The organism is Frankia gtarii (assembly GCF_025403375.1).
In the GTDB taxonomy this organism is placed as follows: domain Bacteria; phylum Actinomycetota; class Actinomycetes; order Frankiales; family Frankiaceae; genus Frankia; species Frankia gtarii.
Map to the genome: position 1 here is coordinate 1 of NZ_JAMPTM010000094.1, position 22,351 is coordinate 22,351.

Here is a 22,351-nt window from a genome sequence, read left to right on the forward strand (position 1 = left end):
GGTTGGGCGAACTGGCCGGGCCCGTGATCGAGGCTGCGGCCAAGGTGCAGAACCGGCCCTGGCCGTTGGGATGCGCGGAGGCGGCGTCGCGCAGCGTCCGGTTCAGTTCGAGCAGGACCTCGCCGAGGTCGGTGCCGCGGCCGGTGAGCAGCCGCAGGACGGCGCGGGCCACCCCGGTGACGGTCGCGGCCTCGGCGCCCTTGCCGCAGACGTCGCCGATGGCGATCGTCCAGCCCAACGGGCCCCACAGCAGGTCGAAGAAGTCCCCGCCGACGTCGAGGCCGGCCGACTGCGCCGCGCCGTAGGCGGAACCGAGGTCGAGGCCCTCGATCATCGGCAGTTCCGGTGGGCGCAGCCCCGCCTGCAGCGTGCCGGCGAGCTCCACCTGTCGGCTGTAGAGACGGGCGTTGTCGATGGCGAACGCGGCCCGGCGGGCGAGGTCGGCGAGCAGGTCGATCTCGTCGGCGGCGAAGGCGTTGCCCTCCGGGCGCCCGAGGGCGAGCACACCGAGGACCCGGCGGCGGGCCTTGAGTACCATCACCATGGCCGGGCCGCCGAACGCGGTCAGCGAGTGCATCCGGTCCCCGCTGGCGGTGCGCACCGCGGCCATCAGCACACCGCCCGGGTCGGCCGCCGCCACGCCCAACGCGCCGGCCATGCTCTCCTCGGCGTGGGCCGCCGACCACAGCGCCGGATCGGCGTTCTCCCGGTGCAGGTAGACCGCGCACCACTGCGCGAGTCGGGGGACGGGCAGCCGCGCCAGCAGGGCCAGCGAGTGGCCGAGGTCGAGGCTGCCGGCGAGCAGGTCGGACGCCTCGGCGAGGAACGACAGCATCCCGATCCGGCGCTCTTCGGCGCGGCGCATGTCGCCGCCACCGAGAGCCAGCGCCATCCACCGGGTCGCCAGCCGGATGCGGTCGACGTCCAGTCCGGCCGGGCCCGCGCCGGGGGCCGGCCACAGCAGCAGCTCGCCGAGACTCGACTGGGTCGGATCCAGCGGGAACGCGACCGCCCCCGCACCCTCGCCGACGACGCCGAGGGTGGCTACGGTCTCGACCCGACCGCCGTCGCGCCCGGGGCGTCGCACCAGCCCGGCGGTCACGGTCAGCGCGTCGACGAGCTGCGCGAGCAGCTCGTTCACCTCGCCCTCGGCGGTCAGGGCGCGCGCGGTGTCACGGGCGATGAGCCGCGGCGGGCGGCTCTGGGCGGGCACGGTCACCCCACCGTCGTCCTCGGCGGAGGGGTCCTCCGTCGGGACGTCCGCGGCGGTGAGCCGGAACCAGACGGTCTTGCCGCCGGGGCGGTGCTCGGTGCCCCAGCTCGTCGCGAGCGCGTCGACGAGGGCGAGGCCGCGGCCGTCCTCGCGCAGCCCGTCGAGGCCGAAGTCGGCCTCTTCGGAAAACGCCGACGGCGGGCGCGGCACGTCCACCTTCTTCACCCGCGCCATGCCGATGCGGACCGGATGCCGGTCGGCGACACCGACGCGCACGCCGCTGCCCTCCTGGCGGACGTCGACGGTGGCCGCGGTGCCCGCATGCACGACGACGTTGGTGACCAGCTCGGTGACGAGCAGGAGCGCGGAGTCGAGCAGGTCGTCGTCGAGCCGGCCGCGCAGCGTCTCGAGCACGAAGCGCCGCGCGGACCGAGGGGAATCGGGCGTCGGCGGCAGCGTAATGGCATGTGTCGGCGTCGTCGGACCCCCTCCTACGCCATTCATGTCGCTCAGTCTCTCCTGCGTTGTCCATCGTGAGGCGGATACTGGCGGCTGGTGTCACCTGTCCACCGACGCCCGCCCACGCCGGTGCCCCGAGGAGATCGCCCCTGGCCCGGGCTCCTCCGCCCGGCCCGTCGTCCGAGACGATCGTGCCGATCGAGCTCAGGTAGGAGACCGATGAGTTCCACTGACGACCAGCAGGCCCCGGCCCGCCGTGATCCTGTCGCACCCGGCGGTGACGCTATCGCGACCATCGTCCCCCATGCGACCCGCGACGTGGACGAGACCCGGACATCACGTACCTCGTCGGATGAGCTGATCGCCGATCTTCTGCACGGTCTGACGAGGTTGTGCGAGGGCGACTTCTCCACCCGCCTGCCGGCTCGGGAGGGGTACGCCGGCGAGGTGGTGCGCAGGTTCGACGAGCTGGCCGCCATCCAGGAGCGCCACGCCGGTGAGCTGGCCAGGGTCAGCAAGGTGATCCGCCGCGACGGGCGGCTCACCCTGCGGATGGAGGACCTGGGCCACCCCGGCGGCTGGTCGGACATGACTCAGGCGGTGAACTCCCTCATCGACGATCTGGCCCGCCCGACCCATGAGGTCGCCCGGGTCATCGCGGCGGTGGCGGAGGGCGACCTGTCCCAGCATATGGCGCTGGAGATCGCCGGCCAGCCGGTGCGCGGGGAGTTCCTGCGGATCGGCACCACGGTGAACACGATGGTGGACCAGCTGTCGTCGTTCGCCGACGAGGTGACCCGGGTGGCCCGCGAGGTCGGCACCGAGGGCAACCTGGGCGGGCAGGCCAAGGTCAAGGGTGTCTCCGGGGTGTGGCGGGACCTCACCGAGTCGGTGAACTCGATGGCCGGCAACCTGACCAGCCAGGTCCGCAACATCGCCCAGGTGACCACCGCGGTCGCGCAGGGCGACCTGAGTCAGAAGATCACGGTCGACGCCCGCGGTGAGATCCTGGAGCTCAAGGACACCCTCAACACGATGGTCGACCAGTTCTCCACGTTCGCCGACGAGGTCACCCGCGTCGCCCGCGAGGTCGGCACCGAGGGCGCGCTGGGTGGGCAGGCGCACGTGCGCGGGGTGTCGGGGGTGTGGCGGGACCTCACCGAGTCGGTGAACTCGATGGCCGGCAACCTGACCAGCCAGGTCCGCAACATCGCCCTGGTCACCACGGCCGTCGCCCGCGGCGACCTGTCCCAGAAGATCACTGTCACCGCGCAGGGTGAGATCGCCGAGCTCAAGGACACCGTCAACACGATGGTCGACCAGCTCTCCTCGTTCGCCGCGGAGATCACCCGGGTGGGTCGGGAGGTCGGCGTGGAGGGCAAGCTCGGCGGCCAGGCCACGGTCGCCGGCGTGGCCGGAACCTGGAAGGACCTCACCGACAACGTCAACCAGCTCGCCTCCACACTGACCATCCAGCTGCGCGCGATCGGCGACGTGTCCACCGCCGTCACCCGAGGCGACCTGACCAGGTCCATCTCGGTGGAGGCCGAGGGCGAGGTCGCCGAGCTCAAGGACAACATCAACCAGATGATTGCCCGGCTTCGGGAGACGACCGAGCTCAACGCGCAGCAGGACTGGCTGAAGTCGAACCTGGCCCGCATCGGCAGCAAGATGCAGGGCCAGCGCGACCTCTACGCGGTCTGCCAGATGATCATCAGTGAGATGACTCCGGCGGTCGACGCCCAGCAGGGCACCGTCTACCTGCTGGACTTCATCGAGGGCGACAAGCTGCGCTACGTCGCCGGCTACGGCTCGGTGCCCCGGCGCCGCTCGGACGGCACGTTCCTGTTCGGCGAGGGCCTGATCGGGCAGGCGGCGCTCGAACGCAACCGGATCCGGGTCGAGCACGTGCCCGCCGGCTACCTCAACATCCGCAGCGGCCTGGGCGAGGCGCCGCCGTGCGACCTCGTCGTCGTCCCGGTCGTCTTCGAGAACCAGGTGCTCGGCGTCATCGAACTGGCGTCGTTCACGCCGTTCTCCGAGCTGCACCTGACCCTGGTCGACCAGCTTGTCGACACCATCGGCGTCGTCCTCAACACGATCATGGCGAACGCGCGGACGGAGGAGCTGCTGGCCCAGTCCCAGCGGCTCACCCAGGAGCTGCGGTCGCAGTCGGTCGAGTTGCAGCGCACCAACAACGAGCTGGAGGAGAAGGCGGCGCTGCTGGAGGACAAGAACCGCGAGATCGAGCTGGCCCGCATCGGCCTGGAGGAGAAGGCCGAGCAGCTCGCGCTGTCCTCGCAGTACAAGACCGAGTTCCTGGCGAACATGAGCCACGAGCTGCGCACGCCGCTGAACAGCCTGCTCATTCTCGCCAAGCTGCTCGCCGACAACCCCGACCGCAACCTGTCCCGCAAGCAGATCGACTTCGCCGAGACGATCCACTCCGCCGGCTCCGAGCTGCTCGGCCTGATCAACGACATCCTCGATCTGTCCAAGGTCGAGGCCGGCAAGATGGACGTCGACGCCGCCAACGTGAGCACCGCCGCCCTGTGCGACGCCGTCGCCGGGGTCTTCGGCCCCGTCGCGGACGAGAAGGGGCTGGCGTTCGAGGTCAACCTCGCCGCCGACGTGCCGGCCGAGTTCGTCACCGACGAGCAGCGCCTGCAGCAGGTGCTCAAGAACCTGCTGTCCAACTCGGTGAAGTTCACCGACAGTGGCACCGTTCGCCTCGACGTCACCCTCGCCCGCTCCGACCTGCCGCACCTGGCGTCGCACCTGCGCTCGGCCGGCACGGTGCTTTCCTTCGCGGTCAGCGACACCGGCATCGGCATCGCCGCCGACAAGCTACGCATGATCTTCGAGGCGTTCCAGCAGGCCGACGGCACCACCTCGCGCCGCTACGGCGGCACCGGGCTCGGCCTGTCCATCAGCAAGGAGATCGCTCGTCTGCTCGGCGGCTCGATCGCGGTGTCCAGCGCGGTCGGCCATGGCAGCACCTTCACCCTCTACCTGCCGGCGGCCCCGCTCGCGCAGATGCCGGCCTTCGGGGTCACGCCGGGCGAGCCCGACGACGTTCTCATGATCGTCGGTGCGTCGGACGGTGCTGGCTGGGGCCTGGACGAGCCGGTGCGAGCGGGCCAGGTCGCGGCCAGCTCCCCGCCCGCGCAGGGCTGGCGCAACGGGATCGCCGACCGCATCGGTGGCGTTGCCGGCCAGCACAACGGCGCGACCATGCCGATGACCACCGCCGACGGCGGGGTGAACGGCTCCAGCGAGGCGAACGGCGCTGGTGGGGCGAACGGCGCTGGTGGGGCGAACGGGGCCGAGGGCCATGCCGGCCCGGCCGAGAACCGGGCCCTGCCGCCGGCCTCGCCCACGCACACCACGGGCTGGCGGTCGAGCGACACGACGGTGGGCACCCCGTTCCTGACGGAGCCGGCCGACGCCGGCGCCCGGCTGGCCGCAGGCGACCTCGACGAGTCCGACCCGCTGATCGGAACGACCGTCCTGGTCGTGGACGACGACGTGCGCAACGTGTTCGCGCTCACGAGCGCCCTGGAGATGTACGGAATGCGGGTCCTCTACGCCGACAACGGTCACGACGCGATCCGTACCCTCCAGCAGGACACCGCGCCGGTGCACCTCGTCCTGATGGACGTCATGCTCCCCGGCATGGACGGCAACGAGACGACTTCGATGATCCGGGACATGCCGGCCTTCGCCGACCTGCCGATACTGGTGCTGACCGCGAAGGCCATGCCCGGGGACCGGGAGAAGAGCATCACCGCCGGCGCCACGGACTACATCACCAAGCCGGTGGATCTCGATCATCTCCTCGGGGTGATGCGGTCGTATCTGTATTGATCAGATCGCGTATCGTGCGCATTCGGGTGCCTATCGGTGGGGCGGTGAGATGCCGTCGGGAGCGATCAGCGATGGTGGTGGGGTGGCGACACCCACCATGGACCGGCAAGGCGATCGCGAAGGAGGAGGCAGGCGGGTGACCGAGCGGAGCGGCGGTTCCGTCGACGGCGAAGGCGGGCCGGCCACGGAACGACCCCGCAGCAAGATCCTGCTGGTCGACGACCGAGCCGACAATCTCATGGCACTGGAGGCGATTCTCGCCTCCCTGGATCAGGATCTTGTCACGGCCTCGTCGGGCGAGGAGGCACTCAAGCGCCTTCTCGTCGACGACTTCGCGGTGATCCTGCTGGACGTGCAGATGCCTGGGATGGACGGATTCGAGACGGCGCATCGGATCAAGCAACGTGGGCGCACCCGGGACACTCCGATCATCTTTCTCACGGCGATCGATCGGGAGCCGCACCATGCGTTCCGCGGTTACGCTGTCGGCGCGGTCGACTACATTGCGAAGCCCTTCGATCCCTGGTTGCTGCGGGCGAAGGTCAGCGTGTTCGTGGAGTTGTTCGAGAAGAACGAGCGGCTGTCCGAGCTGGCCCATCAGCGGGTCCGGGACTTCGACCTGATGGCGGAGGTCGCCGAGCGGCTCATCGCGCTCGATGTCCTACTGGAAGGCGGCGCCGAGAGCTCTTCCGAGGAGACGCTCGCGGCGGCCGGCGCCGAGGTGCGCGGGCTGGTCGCCCGGCTGCAGCCCTTCGCCCGTTCGAACAACACCTGACGGCATCTGCCGGGATTGTTCGCGGGCATCCGCGGGCATCCGCGGGCGTTGTCGGCATTGTCTGCCTGTTTCGGCGGTTCGATGCCGCGGTGGTGGAGCGGTGCGGGCGGGGTCGCCCGACCGAGCCGCGGGCTGGGTGGCCTATGACGTCGGCCGGTTCGCCCCGTTGATGGCACCGTGCCTTCCTGCAGTCGCGGTGCTGCGTAGAGAGACCGCTGGCCGGCACGTCCGGATGGGGGCCGCAGGTGCACGGCGGGGTACCGCGGGTACCCGGCCGGGGGACCTCCGGCGTGTGGCAGGTGCGTTGCGTCGGTCACATCACACCGTCGTCGGGGATGGCGACGGACCCGATCGGAGGCTTCATCCCGTTCCCGATTCCTCACGCTTCGTTGTAGGAGCGACGCCGACCAGCGCCAGATCGGGCGTCCAGCCGCATCGGAACGTCCGTGTCGGGTCGCTCATATCCCCGATGTCCCGGCTGACACCACGCCGCGACCGAATGGATGCCGTCCCCACCCCCGCCCCGCGCCGATAGCATGCTTTTGTCGACCAGATCCGCCGCCGTGCCCGCACGGCCGGTTTGTGCAGCCGTAGGAGGTTTCGTCGTATGGCGATTGCCCGGCGCACTCCCCATGCTCTTGCCGGGTTGGATCCAAGGACTATTGGTCCGTACACGGTTGAACGGAAGCTGGTCGACGCCGGGACAGGCCCGGTGTTTCTCGCCCGTAACAATCTTGCGCAGCCTGTCCTCATCAAGCTGATCACGGCGCCGTTTGGCCGTGATACGGAGTTCCGCCGCCGCCTGCGCATCGACCTCGATCGTCTGCGGCGGCTGGCTCCGTTCTGCCTCGCCGCGATCTTGGACCTGGATACGCTGGCCCGCCCCCCTTACGTGGTCGTCGAGTACATCGACGCGCCGACCCTCGCTGCCAGCGTCGAGGACGACGGTCCGTTGCACTCGGCCGACACCGCCCGGCTCGCCGTCGGGCTTGCGGCTGCATTGTCCGCGCTCCATGGCGAGGGAATTGTCTTCGGTGATTTGAAGCCGACCAATGTGGTGCTTTCCGGGCGAGGGTTGCGGTTGGTCGACTTTGGACTTGCTCGGGTGCTGAATGCCGTACCCACCGACAATTCGGGCACTTCCACGGCCGGTATCGGGACGCTCGCGTTCATCAGCCCGGAACAGGCTCTTGGGCAGGCTGTGACCGTCGCGTCCGACATCTTTACCTGGGGCGGCGTGCTGCTGTTCGCCGCGACCGGCCGCCCGCCGTTCGGTGCCGGGACGCCGCGTGCCCTACTCCAGCGCGCCGTCTACGCCGAGCCCGACCTGTCGGAGCTGGATCCCGAGCTGCGCGAACTGGTCGCGGCCGCGATGCGCAAGGACCCCAAGCGTCGGCCCCGCGCCGTCGACCTGCTCGAGCACCTCATGGTCGGTGCCCCCGAGGACGACACGTGGTCCGGGGCCGATCACGTCGTGCCGTGGCTCCCCGCCGACGGCGACGGCGACGGCGACGCCGTTGCGTCGATGCCCCGGGCGACGTCGGTGACCGCCGGCCCGCCGCCCACGGTCGGGCTCGTCACCGACGACCATGTGACGCCGTCAGCTGATCCGGAGGCAGAGCCTGACACCCGGGCGGAGCTCGAGGCGGTGGGCGACCCCGAGGCGAAACCCGAGGTCGAGGAGGTCGAGGAGGTCGACGAGCCGGACGCGCAGCCGGCCCGTGAACGCCTGCGTCCCCTCGTCCCGACCGGCGCCCCCACCGAGGCGGCGACGAGGCGTGCAGGCGAGGAGATGCCTGCCGCGCCGGCCGCGCGGGCAGGGACATCGCCGCGCGCCGTGAGCTCGGCCGGCCCAACGCTCTTATCCCGAGTGGCCGGTTCCCGACAGCCGTCCGGAGACGACACGCCCCCGCTCCCCGGCGACCCGTCCCCCCGACCCGGGCGCGGCGACGAGATCCCGCCCGACGCGGACCGCACGGCCCCGGTCGCGGCCGTGCCTGCGTCCGACCCGTCCGACCCGTCCGACCCGTCTGACCCGTCTGACCCGTCTGACCCGTCTGACCCGTCCGACCCGTCCGACCCGGATGACTCGGGCGGCCCGGATGACTCGGGCGGCCCGGGTGCCGCAGCCGGCGCTGGTGTCTCGGGCGCTGACGCCGTGATCGGGGAGCAGCCGGGGGCGGCGACGACGACGGCCGAGGCGATCAATGCGCAGGCGGTGGCGACGCCGCACCACGGCCGGCCGGATCGCGGGTGGCTGCGGCGCGTGCTGTCGCTCGGTGTGGCGACGTCACTGCTGATCATCCCGGCGTTCGCGGTCCTGGACACCGTGCGCGACCGCAGCGACTCGGCGGCGTCGCGCCATGCGGCTGGGGCCGCGATCCGCCTGCTCGACCGGGAACCGGACCTTGCCGGGCAGCTTGCTGTCGCCGCGTACCAGATCGAGCCGACCCCGCCGGCCGCCCGGGCGCTGGTAGCGGCGAGCCTCCGGCAGATCGCCGCGTCGACCGGTGCCATCCATGGCCTGCGGGTCACCTCGGACGGCCGGTACCTGATCGCGGTCGGCGATGCCGGCGGGTCCGTGTGGGACATCGCCGATCCCGCCCGGGTCCATCGGGTCGGTGATCTGGCCGGGGCCCCGTCGGTGACCACCGTTGATCGCCGACAGCTCGCGGCCGGCTCCGGCAACCGTTCCGTCGGCGCCGTCCGGCGCGGCTTCAGCGCCACCGAGTTCATCCCCGACGACGCGGACCCTGCCGCTGGTGACCCCACCGCTGGTGGGACGGTCGGACCGGCGCTGCGTGCCGTCACGACCGTGTCGGGCCCGTCCGCGTCCGCCGCCGCCCCGGCGCCGCAGACCGTCGTGACGGCCGGCGCGGACGGGGTGCTCCGGCTATGGCAGCTGATCCCGCCACGGCTTGTGGACGACGGCGAGCTGGACCAGGTGCGGACCGCCGCAGCCGAAGTGGTGCCGCTCATGGACCTGCGCGGTCACGTCGGCGCCGTGACGGCCGTCGCGGCCAGTGCGGACGGCCGGACGCTCGCCTCGGCGGGGGCGGATCGGACGGTCCGGCTGTGGGACGTTCGCCGCCCACGCACGCCGCGTGCCCTCGCCGTGCTGACCCTGCCGGCGGAGGTCACCAGCGTGACCTTCACCCCCGATGGGCGTTCGCTCGTGCTCGGCGGCCCAGGTCACCTCGCCGTGTGGGACGTCGCCGATCCGCGGGACCCGCGAAGCCGCGCGGAACGCACCGCCGCAGCCGACGTTCGGGCGATCGTCGTCAGCCCGGACAGCCGCTGGTTCGCGGCGACCACCACGACTGTCCGCGGCGTCCAGACGGAGATCTTCGGGCTCGGCGACCCGCGGGGTCTGCGCCGGTTGACGTCCATCGCGCCCGGACCGGCCCCGGCCGCCGCACCGGATCCGGACGGGGCTCTCGCGTTGTCCGCGGACGGCCGGGTGCTCGCCGTCGGCGGCGCGGCCGGTCAGATCACGCTGTGGGACATGTCGTCGCCGGTGCGGCCGGTGCGCCGCGGTGTCCTGCCGGTCGGCGCCACCACCACCCCCGGCCTCACCACCACCCTCGGCCTCGCCGGGCCCGCCGGCACCCTGGCGGCCGCCACCGGGGACAGTGTCCGGCTCTGGCAGCTCGATCTGCTCGCGGCGCAGGACGAGGTGTGCGCCCGGGTCGGCGACCGCATCGGTCGAGAGCAGTGGCGCAGCTATCTCGGCCACCGGCGCTACGACCCGCCCTGCGACTGACCGCGCCGGGGGCCATGCGGTCGCCGGCGGACGGCTGGCGGCTACCCACCGCCTACCGCCTACCTACTACCTACCTACCGCCTACCGGCTGAAGTGCCGGGCCGCGCCGTAGCCGGGCCCCTGTTCGGGCCGGCCGGCCCGGGAAGTCCAGCGCCACTGCACGGAGATGCGGGCGCCGACGTGCCCGGGTACCCGGGGTACCGCGTGCAGCCAGTCGGCCTGGGCGCGACCGCCCAGCACGATCAGATCCCCGCCGGCGGGGGACAGGTCGCGCCCGCCCGGCGCCTGCGGGTCGTTGAGGAGCCGCCGGCCCGGCGGCAGGTGGCGTGACTTCACCAGGAACGGCCGCTGCGCGCCGAGGGTGAGGATGGCGATGATCGTGTCATCCAGCCAGCGCATCTCACGGTCGCGGTGGAAGCCGACGGAATCGGAACCGTTCCGGTACATGGACATGCCGAACCCGTCGAACTCCACCCCGTAGGCGCGGCGCAGGGCCCGGTAGGCATCCAGCAGGGCGGGGAAGGGCACCGCCGCACCGCGGGGGACCCACGCGGTCAACCGCGGCTCGGCGACCTGGCGCTCGTAGCGCCACATGGTCCCCTGCCGCCAGGGCAGGCCCGAACGCATCGCCTCGCACAGCTCGTCCGCGCCGCGCAGCCATCCGCGGGTGACGTCGACCCAGGACTGCTCGTCCAGCCAGATCCGTTCCGATCGTGCGCCCGGATCGACCATGCCGGCGCCCACGGCGGGTGAGACGGCGTCCGGCACTCTCCCGACGCTACCTCGCGGCCACGACGGGCCCCGGTGTGGGCCGATCGATGGTCGCGACACACCGCAGCTGTCGCCGCGCAGCGTAACCTGCGGGATCCAGGAGGCTGTTCACGATGATGGCAGGGACGCATTGACCGGACGTTCCCCCGAGCCCGGCGTCGCCGAGGGCCCTACCGCCGGCCTGCCGCCTACCGCCGGCCACGCCGCGACCGGTCTCGACCAGGACGTGCGCCGGCTCACTGAGGTCATCACCCGGCTGCGCCGCGTGCTGCGGACAAGCATCCGCACCGACTACTCGTGGGAGTCCCTGCCGATGGCGCAGGTCGAGCTCCTGCAGTGCCTGGCGGAGAAGGACGCGACCCGCGTCGGTGAGCTCGCCGGGCGGCTGCGACTCGCCCCGAACAGCGTCTCGACGCTGGTGCAGCAGCTCGCCGACGTCGGTTACCTGCACCGTGAGCGCGACCCGGCCGATCGGCGGGCGGCGCTGCTGCGGCTCACTCCAGCCGGGGCGGCGGCCCTGTCCGGCTGGCAGCGCGCCCATGAACGACGCCTCGGCGCGGCCCTGGCCCGGCTGGTCGAGGCCGACCGGTCGGCCATCCTGACCGCTCTGCCCGCGCTGTCGAACCTGGTGGAGGCGCTGGGCGATCGCGGCGAACCGATCGGGTGACCGGCGAGGAGCCGTTCACCGGATGAGGCGCCGGGTGGTCAGCCCTGGGCCGGCAGGCGCCTGACGCCGGCACTCAGGACCGGACGAGGCGGGCGATCGCGGCGGTCGCCTCCCGCAGCTTCTCCTCGGCGACGGGGCCGCCCTCCGCCGCGGCGTGGGCCACGCAGTGCGCGAGATGGTCCTCCAACAGGCCGAGGGCGACCGACTGCAGGGCCCGGGTCGCGGCCGAGACCTGGGTGAGGATGTCTATGCAGTACTTGTCCTCGGCGATCATGCGTTGCAGGCCGCGGACCTGCCCTTCGATTCGACGCAACCGGGCGGTGTACTCGTCCTTGGTGTTGGTGTAGCCGTGCATCCGCCGCGCCTTCCCCCACGATGACCAGTACCTGACCGGTACCCCCCTACGGTACCTGTGAGGGTGCGACGTCCGTTCGGGTTCGGGCCAGGTACTGTCGCCAGCCGCCGAGCGCGGTGATGTCCAGCGCCCCGTCCACTGCCGTCGATTCGCACAGGAAACCCAGCGTGGGGCCGCCGGCAGGGGCTTCGGTGCCCAGATCGCCGGGAGCTGAGGTTGCGGTGGTCATGACGGTCCTCCTCGGGCGAGCCGACGGTGATCGGTCGTGCTGGTGGGCGTCTGCCGGGTCCGCGGTCAGCTCCTGACACCCGGGGCGCGGCCGCGGCTCAGCACCATCCGGGTGATCGCCCGGGCCGCCCGCTTCTCGACGACGTCCATGGACTCGCCGACGTGCTGGCGCAGGGCGGCGACGCTGCCCTCGAGATCGCCGGCGAGCACCCTCTCGACGATCCCGAGATGCTGGACGATCGTCAGATGAACCCGGTCCGCGGTGACGAGGTCATGCATTCGAACCAGGCGGATCCGAGCATTTATCGCGTCCAACATGTGCGCGATTTCGACGTTTCCCGACGCGCGGCTGAGAGTGATGTGGAAATCCTCGTTCAGGGCGACGAAATCGGGATCGGGGGCAGGATGATCATCGCGTAGCGCCCGCCAGCGGTCCCGCAGCGGCTCCAGCAGCGCGGGGTCGTGCGCGGTGCCGGACTCCACCGCGCGCTGCAGCCCGCGCAGCTCCAGCATGACCCGGATCTCGTAGAGGTCGCACAGGGAGCCGAGGTCGGGCTCGGCCGGGTAGTAGCCGCCGTCCGACCGCTTCTCCACCAGGCCGTCGCCGGCCAGCCGGGTCAGGGCCTCGCGGATGGGGGTGCGCGACACGCCGAGCAGGGCGGCGAGGCGCTCCTCGGCGAGCCGGTCCCGAAAGGAGAACTCCCCGGACATCGGCCGTCGACGCAGCGCGACATACGCCTGGTCGCGGAGACTACCGGCGGCGGCGGACGTCGGGGTAGGCGACGTCGGGGTAGGCGACGGAGTCATGCAGCCGAGCATCCGACATCGACGTCGACGGTGCGCCACCCCCCTCGGCCGGCCCGCCGCCCGACATCGGCCGGCGAGCGTCCCCGGACGGTCGCCGAAGGTAATCGTGACGTCCTCTCCGTCGCTGTTGCATACTGCGCCGTGTACAGAGCCGTGTACAGAGCCGTGTACATGAATTGGACGGTAAGGATTCGAATGTTTCCGATCAATGCGCTCGTTGTTACTTTCCGGCGAGGGGAACTGTGGACGCGTTAACGACGATCCGTGGACGGCTTGGGCCGGCGGGCGGGACGGAGGCTGACGCAGCGGTGGACGTCGGGACGGTGGACGGGGCCGGGACGGTGCGTGGGACGGCACGTGCGCCGGGAGCTCGGCGACCGGCCGGCGCAGGCCCCGGACCGGCCGTCCTGGCCGTCGGCGTGCCGTTGGCCGGCGCCGTGCTGCACGGGCCGGCCGTGGGGTCACTGCTGCCCGGCCTGCTGGCACCGGTGGCCGCCGCGTTCGCACAGGGCGGCGTGGTCTCCGTCGCCCGGACGCTGTACGGGCCCGCGTGGGACTCCACCGACGCGTCGGTGGATCCGGGACGCGGTTGAACGGGATCTGGTGATGTTCCTGGACTTCGAGCCGCCGCCCCTGCCCGTGCGGATCTGTCCGACGATCATCATGGTGGGGGCGGACTCGCCGCCCGCGCGCCATCGCGCCGCGCGGCTCCTGCGGGAGAAGCCGGGGCTGACGGTCCAGGTCGTGCCGGGCTGCGGGCATGCCGCTCATCTGGAGGCGCCGGCCGCCTTCGCCCAGCTGCTGGAGGGCGTCCACCTCAGCCCCAGGGCCCGTTCGGCGCCTGGTTCCCGCGGGAAGTCCTGTTCCGACCACGGATTGCGTGTGCCGGGGACGGATGCACCGAAGTAAACCGTTCCCCGGTACCTGCATTTGCGTCCCCGCCTGGCGCGGGGGCCGGCACGGGCGCTCAGGCTTACCTACCGGTAGACGTATTGCGTCGGGAAAGCCGGCCGCGCACGGCGCTTTCCGCCTCGTCTCCCGCGGGCGGCCGGCGGTGTCCTCCCCGGATCAGCGTTCGACGTGGTGCGGCGGGAGATCGGCGAGGAGTCGCTCGATGTCCGGGTCGTCTTCCTCGGACAATGACTCGTCGCCCCATCCGATCTCCCGTTCGTCGTCGAACGAGTCGTCGTCAAGCGGCTCAGTGGCGCCCATGATCTTCCCCTCGTGTGGCGCGGCTTGTTCGCCGCCGCGGTCCCGGTCCGGCGATCGAGGCTGAGGCGGCAGTTCGCTGGTGAAACGATTGTCGGCAAGATGACACCGCGCCCGCCGGGCTGGTTAGGCGCGAGCCGTTGTTCGGCCCGGCGCCCGGGCCGGTGACCGGCCCGGGCCTGCTAGTGCAATGCCGTCAGCTGGGGCGCGTGGCCCGGATCCGGGTGCCGATGATGCCGGCCCGGTCCGGGCCGCGCGCCGGCGGTCAATCTACGCCGCCGGAACCGCTGTGGGTGGGCGGCGGCTTGGTCAGGGCATGCCCGATGACCTCGACGACCAGCCGCAGGGTGGCCCGGCTGCCTGCCAGGAATGCGTCCGTCTCCCGTTGGGACCACGCGGAAGCGACGACCCCGGGCTCCGGTGTCCGGACGGCCAGGACCGCCCGGATGGACGCCCGGTAGCGGCCCACCGTGATCGGCGGATCCCCGATCGGATCGGTGTCGTAGTCCTCGTCGCGGTCTAACAGGGCCCCGACCTCATCGGCGCGGCGTGGCGTTGGGGGCATCGGTTTCCTCCTCCGTAAATTTGCTATGCAGCAAAATAGACCCTAGCGAGGTTCTTGGGGAAGAGCAAAGTGGTTACGATGTTCCGCGTGGACGACGGTGAGCAGTTGGTCGGCATCGGGGACATCGCGTTCCAACTCAAGATCACTCGCCAGGCGGTGGACTACTGGACGCGCAAGGACTCCCGGTTTCCGGCACCCTTGCAGGTCATCAACGCGCCGACGGGTAGTGGTGCCAAAGGCACCAGAGTTTGGCGCAAGCGAGAGGTAGACGCCTGGATCGTGGAGCACTATCGACGCCGCAAACAGTAGGCGGTGTGTCCGGTACGGCGGTGCGGGCGCGTGACCCGGTCCGGAGTCGCTCCGGACGGCGCCCGTCGCCGCCGTCGACCCTCGTCGGCCTATGCCGCCCGGGGTCGAACGGAAATGCCTGGAAGCCGTGCTGAATCGCACTATCAGCGCATTTCGGGGAGCTGTACGAAACGGAACGTCAGCTCCAATGCGGGTTCACCGCGCAGCGGTGCTCCGGCCTGAGTTCAGCGCGCCGGTCGCCGGTTACCGCCGCGGGGGCGACCGGCCAGCAGGCGCGGGGCTCCGTTCGGTGACTGCGCTCTGGCGTGCCCGGCTGCGGGACTGCGACCGTCGCGTCCCGCTCACACGGCCTCGTCGGGAACCGGCATCGGTCGAGGCGCCGTCTCGTGCTGGCCGCGCCCCTGCGCTGCCCGGGTCCGCGTGGGCGGTGTCCTGCACTGGCGTCACCCGGCTGGACGGCGTCCTGTCCGGGTTGCCTCGGGCTCCGCGACGGAGAACCGAGCGGACATCATCTCGTCCGGCATGCCCGGCGGGTGCGGTGCGTCGGGTACGGTCCGGGGCCGGAAAGCGGGCAGGACGTACCGCAGTACGCGGCCCATGGCCGCCGCTGCCTCGGTCATGCCGAAGGCGCCCAGGGCGGCAGGCGCCCGGACGCCTTCGGCAGACGGTGGAGGTGTTTCGGTCGGTCAGGCCGCCGCGGTGCTGGAGGCCGTGCTCGACGTAGAGGGGGCCGACGAGGGCGAGCCGCTGCTCGCCGCGGCGGGCGACGACGACGAGTCGGAGCTGGCGGTCGACGACGAGTCGCTACCGCCGGCGGAGCTGTCGGCGTTGGAGCTCGTGGCGTCCGCGGTGTCCTTCGGGCGTTGCTGCGTGGAACCGCCGGCGGAGCTCGACCGGCTGTCGTTCTTGTAGAAGCCGCTGCCCTTGAACACCACGCCCACCGAACCGAACACTTTGCGAAGTCGTCCGGCGCAGGTCGGGCACTCCGTCAGTGACGCGTCGCTGAAGCTTTGCGCGACTTCAAGGTCACGTCCGCAGTCGGTGCAGCGGTACTGGTAGGTAGGCACGTACTCCTCCCGGCGTTGGCACTCAGAAGTGGCGACTGCCAACTTTAGCTTGTAGACGGCCCCAGATGTTCCCCGGTGCCGTCAGTCGGTTCGCACCGTAGCGTACGACTCGGGGTGACGATGATCTGCACGTCGCGATCGTGCTCCTCCGTGGGGACGAGATCGAGCAGCTCCTGGTCGTACAGCACGGCAATCACCGGGACGTCGGGCGTGACTCGGCGCAGCGCGCGGTCGTAGGAGCCGCCGCCCCGGCCGAGCCGCCGCCCCGCCCGGTCGACGGCGAGCGCCGGGATGATCACGGCCTCGGCCTCGGACAGTTCCCCGAGCGGTGCCGCCGCGGGGGGCTCCCGGGTGCCGAGAGCGCCCGGGACCAGCGTGCCGACGTGCTCGCGGAAGTCCAGGTCGAGATCGGCGCGCAACACCGGCAGCAGCACGCGGGCGCCGCGGGCGACCAGTCGGGGGAGCAGGTCGGCGAGATCGGGCTCCCCGGGTAGCCCCACGTAGGCCGCGACGCACCGGGCGTCGGCGACCTCGGGTATCTGCAGGATTCGGGTCGCCAGGACCGCCGCGTCCGCCGGCGAGCAGGACTGGTGGCGCAGGGCCAGGGAGGTCCGCCGCTGGGAGAGCAGCCGCGCGCGCAGCCGTCGCTTGGCGTCCGCACCTGGTCCGGTCGGTGCGTCACCACCCGGTCCGAGTGCCGCGCCGGCCACCGCCCAGGAGTGCGGATGGGCCGTCGGCCTGGCGGCGGGCGTCCCCCGCCGGGGATCGGGTGGAAGGTGGTTTCCCTGCACCTGCACAGCCTCCCGCAGGTCGGCGCCGCAGGGGCTGGTTGCGAGCGCCCGGCGTGCCCGGCGGGCTGTGCCGTGGTCGTGCCGTGGTCGTGCTGGTGGTGTCCGGCACTCGGCCGCGTACCGTGTGAGCTGTGCATTGCCCGTGAAGGCGGCCGCCGCTGTGCTCGTGCACTTCGACCCGGCTAAGGTTCCCTCATGCCAGTGACGAAGGCGGTTATCCCGGCCGCGGGCCTGGGCACTCGCTTCCTGCCGGCCACCAAGGCCGTGCCCAAAGAGATGCTGCCGGTCGTCGACAGGCCGGCTATCGAATACGTTGTCGAGGAGGCCTCGCGGGTCGGCCTGCGCGACGTCCTCCTTGTCACCAGCCGCACGAAAAAGGCGATCGAGGACCATTTCGATCGGGATACGGACATCGAGGCCGCGCTGGAGCGCAAGGGTGACGAGAGCCGCCTGCGCCGGGTCCGCGCGTCGGCTGAGCTCGCCGAGGTGCACTCGGTCCGCCAGGCTTCGCCGCGGGGGCTCGGCCACGCGGTCCTGTGCGCCGCCGCGCACGTGGGTGACGAGCCCTTCGCCGTTCTGCTCGGTGACGACCTCATCGACGAGCGCGACCCGCTGCTGGCGGAAATGCTTGCGGTGCAGGCCCGCTTCGGTGGCAGCGTCATCGCGCTGATGGAGGTTCCGGAGGAGCAGGTCTCGATGTACGGCGTCGCCACGGTGGAGTCCGTTCCCACCGGGCCGGACGATCGGTACGGGATCGTGCGCATCCTGGACCTGGTGGAGAAGCCGCCGGTTGCGGAGGCGCCGAGCAATCTGGCGATCATCGGCCGCTACGTGCTGGCCCCGGAGATTTTCGAGGTGCTGCGACACACCGAGCCCGGGCGGGGCGGGGAGATCCAGATCACCGACGCGCTGCGGACGCTGGCGCTGCGCGCGACGGCCGGGGACGCCGACGCCCAGCCGGTGCACGGGGTGGTGTTCACGGGCCGGCGCTACGACACCGGGGACCGGGTCGACTACCTCAAGGCGGTCATCCGGCTGGCCTGCGAGCGGCCCGATCTTGGGCCCGACCTCTATCCGTGGCTCGAGGAGTACGTCGCCGCCGGCGGGCCGAAGGTTAATTTGTCCTAATTAGGAAAGATTTCCGCCAGTTGATGGCACCCCGATTGGCCTAGTTGCATTCGTTTAACCTTGACGCTTCCGGCGTGGCCGGGAACGCTCCCGGGATCGGCCCGGGCGCGATCGGCGCGCAGGCCGCCGTGGATCGGCGGATTGCTGACGGGTGGGTGGCGCCCGCGCGGCCGCTGATGCAACAGAGGTGTCCGGGCTCCGATGGCCGTAGCCCGGATGATGCCGGGCGGGGCCGTATGGCCCGACGGCATCAACGGGTACAGGAACGGGGACGGGCGCCCATGACGACGGTGGATGAACACCTGGAGCGAATTCTCGCGGCGGTGGCGCCGACCCGCCCCCGCCGCGCCGGGCTGGAGCAGGCCCACGGCTGCGTGCTCGCCGCCGACGTCCGGGCGACCATAGCCCTGCCCAGCTTCGACAACTCGGCCATGGACGGCTACGCCGTGCGTGCCGCCGACGTCGCCGAGGCCACCGAGGACGCCCCCACCACCCTGCCCGTCGTCGGTGAGATCCCGGCCGGACCCGGCACGCCGGCGCCCCTGAAGCCCGGCACGGTGGTGCGGATCATGACCGGCGCCCCGCTGCCCCGCGGCGCGGACGCCGTGGTCCAGCTCGAGTGGACCGACGGCGGTCGCGAGTCGGTCGCGATCCGCCGGCCCGCCGGCCGGGGGCTGCACGTTCGCCGCGCGGGCGAGGACGTCACCCCCGGCGCGTTGGTGCTGCCCGCGGGGACGGTCATCGGCTCGGCGCAGATCGGCCTGCTTGCCGCCGTCAACGTGGCGCGCCCCCCGGTGCATCCGCGGCCCCGGGTGGCGGTGCTGTCCACGGGCACCGAGCTCGTCGAGGTCGGCTCGCCGCTGGGCGCCGGGCAGATCGTCGATTCCAACAGCCACGGCATCGCCGCCGCCGCCCGTGAGGCCGGCGCGCTGGTGCGCCGGCTGACCGGCGTGCCCGACGAGCCCGACGCCTTCGCCAGGGCCCTCCACGGGGTGCTGGGGGAGGTCGACGCGGTGGTGACCACCGGCGGGGTGAGCGTCGGTGCCTACGACGTCGTCAAGGAAGTCCTCGCCGGGACCGGCACCGTCCGGTTCGACACGGTGGCGATGCAGCCCGGCAAGCCGCAGGGCTTCGGCCTGGTCGAGGGGGTGCCGATCTTCACACTGCCGGGCAATCCGGTCAGCGCGCTGGTCTCGTTCGAGCTGTTCGTCCGCCCGGCGCTGCAGCGGATGCGCGGGCTGGCCGCCACCGGTCTGCCGCGGATCGTCGTGACGGTCGACACGGAGCTGCACTCCCCGCCCGGCCGGCGCACGTTCGTGCGGGTCGGCCTCGCCCATCTCGGTGACGACGGCCGGCCCGGCCCGGGGACCGTCGCCCGCCTGGCCGGCGGTCAGGGCTCGCACCAGCTCACCTCGCTGGCCGGCGCGCAGGCGTTGGTCGTCATCCCCGAGGACGTGACGAAGGTTCCGGCCGGAACCCGGCTGCCGGCGCTGTTGCTCGGAGCCGACGCAGGCGCCATCCTCTCCGGCATGGGCTGGGCAGATACCGACACGTCGGACCCGAACACGGGGCCAGCGGAGTCGATCGCGCGATGACCGCGCCCCGGCTCACCCACGTCGACGAGCACGGCGCGGCCCGGATGGTCGACGTCACGGCCAAGGACGTCACCGCCCGCACAGCGACCGCCACCGGCCTGCTGCGGGTCATCCCCGAGGTGGTTGGGCTGCTGCGCGGCACCGGAGTGCCGAAGGGGGACGCGCTCGGGACCGCCCGGATCGCGGGGATCATGGGCGCGAAGCGCACGCCCGACCTCGTCCCGCTCTGCCATCCCATCGCGATCTCCGGGGTCACCGTCGAACTCACCGTCCGCGACGACGGGGTGGAGATCACCGCCACCGTGCGGACGGCCGACCGGACCGGCGTCGAGATGGAGGCGCTGACCGCCGTCACCGTGGCCGGGCTGACCCTGCACGACATGGTCAAGGCGGTCGATCCCGGCGCGGAGCTGACCGGCGTGCGGGTGCTGGCCAAGACCGGCGGGCGCCACGGAGACTGGCATGCCGGACCCTCCCGGGAGGTCCGGTGAGCCGGTTGTCGAGGGTGCCGCCGGGGGCGCGCGCCCAGGTGGTCACAGTGTCCGATCGGGCGTACCGGGGTACCTATCCGGACCGGTCCGGTCCACTGCTCGTCGCCGGGCTGGCCGAGCTCGGCTTTGCCGTCGGTCCGGCGCAGATCGTCCCCGACGACCGCGAGCGGATCGTGGCCGCGCTGCGGGCCGCGGTCGCCGACGGAATCGACCTGGTCGTCACCACCGGCGGGACCGGTCTCGGGCCGCGGGACATCACCCCCGAGGCGACCGGTGAGATCATCGAGCGGCCGATCCCCGGGCTCGCCGAGGCGCTGCGGGCCGCGGGCCGCGACACCGTCCCCGCGGCGGTGCTCTCCCGCGGGCTCGCCGGGACGGCCGCGGCGACGCTGGTGGTGAACCTGCCGGGCTCGACGGGAGGCGTCCGCGACGGGCTGGGTGTGCTCGCGGGTGTGGTCGGACATGCCGTGGCCCAGATCCGCGGAACAGATGATCATGCGGCTGTGCCCGGCGTGGCCGGGACGGCGGAATAGGCCACGGTGATGCGGGCTCCGGGCTGGCCGGCGGTGCTGTCCGAGGGATCGGTGACGGTGCGCCCGCTGCGGCTGCGTGACGCCTCCGCGTGGGTGGAGATGCGGCTGCGCAACGCCGACTGGCTGGCCCCCTGGGAGGCGACCCCGCCGGGTCTGGTCCTGGTGCGTGAGACCTGGGCGCAGCGGCAGACCATCTCGGTGTACCGGCAGATGTGGCACCGACTGCGCCAGCAGGCGCGGGTCGGCATGGCGTTGCCGTTCGGGGTCGTTCTCCACGGCCGGCTCGTCGGCCAGGTGACGGTCTCGACGATTGTCCGCGGTGCCTTCAACAGCGCGCAGGTCGGCTACTGGGTGGACAGCGGCTTCGCCGGCCGAGGCATCACCCCGACCGCCCTGGCGCTCGTCGTCGACCACTGTTTCGGCCCGGTCGGCCTGCACCGTGTCGAGGCCAATGTGCGGCCGGAAAACGTCGCCAGCCAGCGGGTGCTGACCAAGCTCGGCTTCCGCGAGGAGGGCCTGCACCGGCACTATCTCGCCATCGACGGCCACTACCGCGACCACCTCGGATTCGCGCTGACGACCGAGGACGTTCCCGAGGGGCTCGTGCGCCGCTGGCGGGAGAGCCACCACAGCCGGCCCTGAGCGTCGGTGGTCCGGGCCGAGCGGACGCCTCCGCGGGGGGACCGGGGGCCCGCTTCCGGGTAATGCCGTGGGTGGGGTGACGAGTTCCACTCCGCCCAGCGGCGGGTGTCGGTAACCAGACGCCCGCCCGATGCGGTCACGGCGCGTTGTTCCGACACTCACACCCGAGCTCATTCGCAGCGGTCTGCTGGAGGCTCGTGCTCTCCCCGAGTGCTTCCGTATGGCAGACGGAGCTCACTGTGGGTCCTCTGAGTCGGTTAGACGACGGCCAGACGACCATCACCCATCCGATTGCGGATGCGACACGCGGGGTTCGGGTCGGTGACCACATGGATTTCGCTCACTAGCGTCAACCTCGAAATCGCAATCCGCTGATGTCGGGAAGAGGCTCCTCATGGTCAGCACCTCCGCGCCCGCCGCGCTCGCCGCGCCTCGCGCGGACGGTGCGTGCCCGGCGTCCGGCGTGGGGATCGTGCCGGTCCCGCCATCGGATCATCGCGCAATCCACCCCAGCCGGACGGCGGTACTTCGATGAGCGCCCTGATCTGGGCGGCGATTGTTGCGGTATGGGGCTTCGTGTTGATCCCCATGTGGCTGCGCCGCCATGACACGGCGTCGGAGCAGCGTTCCACCGAACGGTTCACGGGGGCGATGCGGGTGCTCTCCCGTCGTCCATCGGGCCACGACGAAGCCGACCCTGACCGATTCGACAGTGACCATGAGCGTCTCGGCGGGGTGAGAGGAACGGGTATGTCGCACGCGGATTCGCGCGATCCCATCGCTCCCGTGGAGTCCGCGCCAGCGGGCCCGCCGGCCGCGCAGGGCGAATCCGGCGGCTGGCGCGACACGCCGCCCGGCACGGCGCGGGACTCCTACGCGGCGCGGGTGGCCGCACGCCCAGGCTCCCCCGCGGACTCCGACGGCGCCGCGCCGGTCGACGCGGCCGGGCGTCCGCGCGGCCCGGCGCCGCAGCTCGACCCGGCCGGACCTGGGACACCCGGTGGCGCTGGCCCTGGCGCTGCGGGCAGGCCCGCGGTCCTGGGTTGGCCCGGCACTCCGGGCGGCCCGGGGGCTTCGGCGCGCGCTGCGACTTCGGGGCGCGCTGCGACTTCGGGG

At 72.0% G+C, this 22,351-nt stretch carries 21 protein-coding genes and 1 pseudogene; 13 read left to right on the forward strand and 9 right to left on the reverse strand.

All coding sequences use genetic code 11. The features are described 5' to 3' along the window. Positions 1 to 1,717 (reverse strand): SpoIIE family protein phosphatase (locus NBZ83_RS15510; protein ID WP_261575250.1); only part of this gene is annotated, 1,717 nt, incomplete at its 3' end. A gap of 174 nt (positions 1,718 to 1,891) precedes the next feature. On the opposite strand from NBZ83_RS15510, the gene NBZ83_RS15515 reads away from it, so the two are divergent. The 3 genes from NBZ83_RS15515 (at position 1,892) to NBZ83_RS15525 (ending at position 10,077) form a co-directional block, all read left to right on the forward strand. Further along, positions 1,892 to 5,539: a HAMP domain-containing protein gene (locus NBZ83_RS15515; RefSeq protein WP_261575251.1), complete on the forward strand. Its 3,648-nt coding sequence runs from the start codon at positions 1,892 to 1,894 to the stop codon at positions 5,537 to 5,539. A 136-nt stretch (positions 5,540 to 5,675) separates the two neighbouring features. Then, the gene (locus tag NBZ83_RS15520; RefSeq protein ID WP_261566715.1) at positions 5,676 to 6,314 is read left to right on the forward strand and encodes a response regulator; all 639 of its coding nucleotides are present in this window, start codon (positions 5,676 to 5,678) and stop codon (positions 6,312 to 6,314) included. 712 nt (positions 6,315 to 7,026) lie between these two features. Next, positions 7,027 to 10,077, forward strand: coding sequence for a serine/threonine-protein kinase (locus NBZ83_RS15525; protein ID WP_261575252.1), 3,051 nt, complete (start codon positions 7,027 to 7,029; stop codon positions 10,075 to 10,077). A gap of 81 nt (positions 10,078 to 10,158) precedes the next feature. Here the strand turns inward: NBZ83_RS15525 and NBZ83_RS15530 are convergent, their stop codons facing one another. Beyond that, a complete protein-coding gene (locus NBZ83_RS15530; protein WP_261566737.1) occupies positions 10,159 to 10,809 on the reverse strand; it encodes an alpha-ketoglutarate-dependent dioxygenase AlkB in 651 nt (216 codons plus the stop codon). A gap of 169 nt (positions 10,810 to 10,978) precedes the next feature. On the opposite strand from NBZ83_RS15530, the gene NBZ83_RS15535 reads away from it, so the two are divergent. Further along, positions 10,979 to 11,515: a MarR family winged helix-turn-helix transcriptional regulator gene (locus NBZ83_RS15535; protein WP_261566713.1), complete on the forward strand. Its 537-nt coding sequence runs from the start codon at positions 10,979 to 10,981 to the stop codon at positions 11,513 to 11,515. 73 nt (positions 11,516 to 11,588) lie between these two features. On the opposite strand, the gene NBZ83_RS15540 is transcribed toward NBZ83_RS15535, so the two are convergent. From NBZ83_RS15540 to NBZ83_RS15550, 3 genes are all read right to left on the reverse strand, one after another. After that, complete coding sequence (locus NBZ83_RS15540; protein WP_136449351.1) at positions 11,589 to 11,870, reverse strand: metal-sensitive transcriptional regulator; 282 nt, start codon at positions 11,868 to 11,870, stop codon at positions 11,589 to 11,591. Between the two features lie 46 nt (positions 11,871 to 11,916). Continuing rightward, a complete protein-coding gene (locus tag NBZ83_RS15545; RefSeq protein WP_261566712.1) occupies positions 11,917 to 12,099 on the reverse strand; it encodes an allophanate hydrolase-related protein in 183 nt (60 codons plus the stop codon). A gap of 65 nt (positions 12,100 to 12,164) precedes the next feature. Then, on the reverse strand, positions 12,165 to 12,905 hold the full coding sequence (locus tag NBZ83_RS15550; protein WP_261566711.1) for a GntR family transcriptional regulator: 741 nt from the start codon (positions 12,903 to 12,905) through the stop codon (positions 12,165 to 12,167). Between the two features lie 357 nt (positions 12,906 to 13,262). Between NBZ83_RS15550 and NBZ83_RS33860 the strand changes: the two genes are divergently transcribed. Next, positions 13,263 to 13,814 (forward strand): alpha/beta fold hydrolase, encoded by a 552-nt coding sequence (locus NBZ83_RS33860; protein ID WP_368861859.1) that lies wholly within the window; start codon positions 13,263 to 13,265, stop codon positions 13,812 to 13,814. Between the two features lie 159 nt (positions 13,815 to 13,973). Here the strand turns inward: NBZ83_RS33860 and NBZ83_RS15565 are convergent, their stop codons facing one another. Next, complete coding sequence (locus tag NBZ83_RS15565) at positions 13,974 to 14,117, reverse strand: hypothetical protein (protein ID WP_205447154.1); 144 nt, start codon at positions 14,115 to 14,117, stop codon at positions 13,974 to 13,976. A 262-nt stretch (positions 14,118 to 14,379) separates the two neighbouring features. Continuing rightward, positions 14,380 to 14,679: a hypothetical protein gene (locus tag NBZ83_RS15570; RefSeq protein WP_261575255.1), complete on the reverse strand. Its 300-nt coding sequence runs from the start codon at positions 14,677 to 14,679 to the stop codon at positions 14,380 to 14,382. 78 nt (positions 14,680 to 14,757) lie between these two features. Here NBZ83_RS15570 and NBZ83_RS15575 point away from each other — a divergent pair, with 78 nt between their 5' ends. Continuing rightward, positions 14,758 to 14,988, forward strand: a complete 231-nt coding sequence (locus NBZ83_RS15575) for a hypothetical protein (protein WP_173402713.1) — start codon at positions 14,758 to 14,760, stop codon at positions 14,986 to 14,988. Positions 14,989 to 15,687: 699 nt separating this feature from the next. Then, positions 15,688 to 15,900: a hypothetical protein gene (locus NBZ83_RS34590; protein WP_261566707.1), complete on the forward strand. Its 213-nt coding sequence runs from the start codon at positions 15,688 to 15,690 to the stop codon at positions 15,898 to 15,900. A gap of 62 nt (positions 15,901 to 15,962) precedes the next feature. On the opposite strand, the pseudogene NBZ83_RS34595 reads toward NBZ83_RS34590, so the two are convergent. Both NBZ83_RS34595 and NBZ83_RS15590 read right to left on the reverse strand, forming a co-directional pair. Next, positions 15,963 to 16,055, reverse strand: a pseudogene (locus NBZ83_RS34595) (FmdB family zinc ribbon protein); the annotation flags it as partial. A gap of 44 nt (positions 16,056 to 16,099) precedes the next feature. Continuing rightward, entirely contained in the window at positions 16,100 to 16,846 is a 747-nt protein-coding gene (locus tag NBZ83_RS15590; protein ID WP_261566706.1) for a 5-formyltetrahydrofolate cyclo-ligase, read from the reverse strand. Between the two features lie 195 nt (positions 16,847 to 17,041). Here NBZ83_RS15590 and galU point away from each other — a divergent pair, with 195 nt between their 5' ends. From galU to NBZ83_RS34600, 6 genes are all read left to right on the forward strand, one after another. After that, complete coding sequence (gene galU, locus NBZ83_RS15595; protein ID WP_261566705.1) at positions 17,042 to 17,974, forward strand: UTP--glucose-1-phosphate uridylyltransferase GalU; 933 nt, start codon at positions 17,042 to 17,044, stop codon at positions 17,972 to 17,974. Between the two features lie 281 nt (positions 17,975 to 18,255). Next, positions 18,256 to 19,569, forward strand: a complete 1,314-nt coding sequence (gene glp / locus NBZ83_RS15600) for a molybdotransferase-like divisome protein Glp (protein ID WP_261566704.1) — start codon at positions 18,256 to 18,258, stop codon at positions 19,567 to 19,569. Next, on the forward strand, positions 19,566 to 20,060 hold the full coding sequence (gene moaC, locus NBZ83_RS15605) for a cyclic pyranopterin monophosphate synthase MoaC (RefSeq protein ID WP_261566703.1): 495 nt from the start codon (positions 19,566 to 19,568) through the stop codon (positions 20,058 to 20,060). Before glp ends, moaC begins: the two co-directional genes overlap by 4 nt. Further along, the gene (locus NBZ83_RS15610; protein ID WP_261575256.1) at positions 20,057 to 20,593 is read left to right on the forward strand and encodes a MogA/MoaB family molybdenum cofactor biosynthesis protein; all 537 of its coding nucleotides are present in this window, start codon (positions 20,057 to 20,059) and stop codon (positions 20,591 to 20,593) included. Before moaC ends, NBZ83_RS15610 begins: the two co-directional genes overlap by 4 nt. Before the next feature lie 9 nt (positions 20,594 to 20,602). Further along, on the forward strand, positions 20,603 to 21,235 hold the full coding sequence (locus NBZ83_RS15615) for a GNAT family N-acetyltransferase (RefSeq protein WP_261566701.1): 633 nt from the start codon (positions 20,603 to 20,605) through the stop codon (positions 21,233 to 21,235). A gap of 531 nt (positions 21,236 to 21,766) precedes the next feature. Further along, positions 21,767 to 22,351: SepX/GlpR family protein (locus NBZ83_RS34600; RefSeq protein WP_498041056.1), on the forward strand; the 585-nt coding region annotated here is incomplete at its 3' end.

Excerpts from the sequence above, each read along its gene's own strand:
- NBZ83_RS15515 (WP_261575251.1), top strand. The coding sequence starts at position 1,892 with ATGAGTTCCACTGACGACCAGCAGGCCCCGGCCCGCCGTGATCCTGTC.
- NBZ83_RS15530 (WP_261566737.1), bottom strand. The coding sequence starts at position 10,809 with ATGGTCGATCCGGGCGCACGATCGGAACGGATCTGGCTGGACGAGCAG.
- NBZ83_RS15540 (WP_136449351.1), bottom strand. The coding sequence starts at position 11,870 with ATGCACGGCTACACCAACACCAAGGACGAGTACACCGCCCGGTTGCGT.
- NBZ83_RS15545 (WP_261566712.1), bottom strand. The coding sequence starts at position 12,099 with ATGACCACCGCAACCTCAGCTCCCGGCGATCTGGGCACCGAAGCCCCT.
- NBZ83_RS15550 (WP_261566711.1), bottom strand. The coding sequence starts at position 12,905 with ATGACTCCGTCGCCTACCCCGACGTCGCCTACCCCGACGTCCGCCGCC.
- NBZ83_RS15565 (WP_205447154.1), bottom strand. The coding sequence starts at position 14,117 with ATGGGCGCCACTGAGCCGCTTGACGACGACTCGTTCGACGACGAACGG.
- NBZ83_RS15570 (WP_261575255.1), bottom strand. The coding sequence starts at position 14,679 with ATGCCCCCAACGCCACGCCGCGCCGATGAGGTCGGGGCCCTGTTAGAC.
- NBZ83_RS15575 (WP_173402713.1), top strand. The coding sequence starts at position 14,758 with ATGTTCCGCGTGGACGACGGTGAGCAGTTGGTCGGCATCGGGGACATC.
- galU (WP_261566705.1), top strand. The coding sequence starts at position 17,042 with ATGCCAGTGACGAAGGCGGTTATCCCGGCCGCGGGCCTGGGCACTCGC.
- glp (WP_261566704.1), top strand. The coding sequence starts at position 18,256 with ATGACGACGGTGGATGAACACCTGGAGCGAATTCTCGCGGCGGTGGCG.
- moaC (WP_261566703.1), top strand. The coding sequence starts at position 19,566 with ATGACCGCGCCCCGGCTCACCCACGTCGACGAGCACGGCGCGGCCCGG.
- NBZ83_RS15615 (WP_261566701.1), top strand. The coding sequence starts at position 20,603 with ATGCGGGCTCCGGGCTGGCCGGCGGTGCTGTCCGAGGGATCGGTGACG.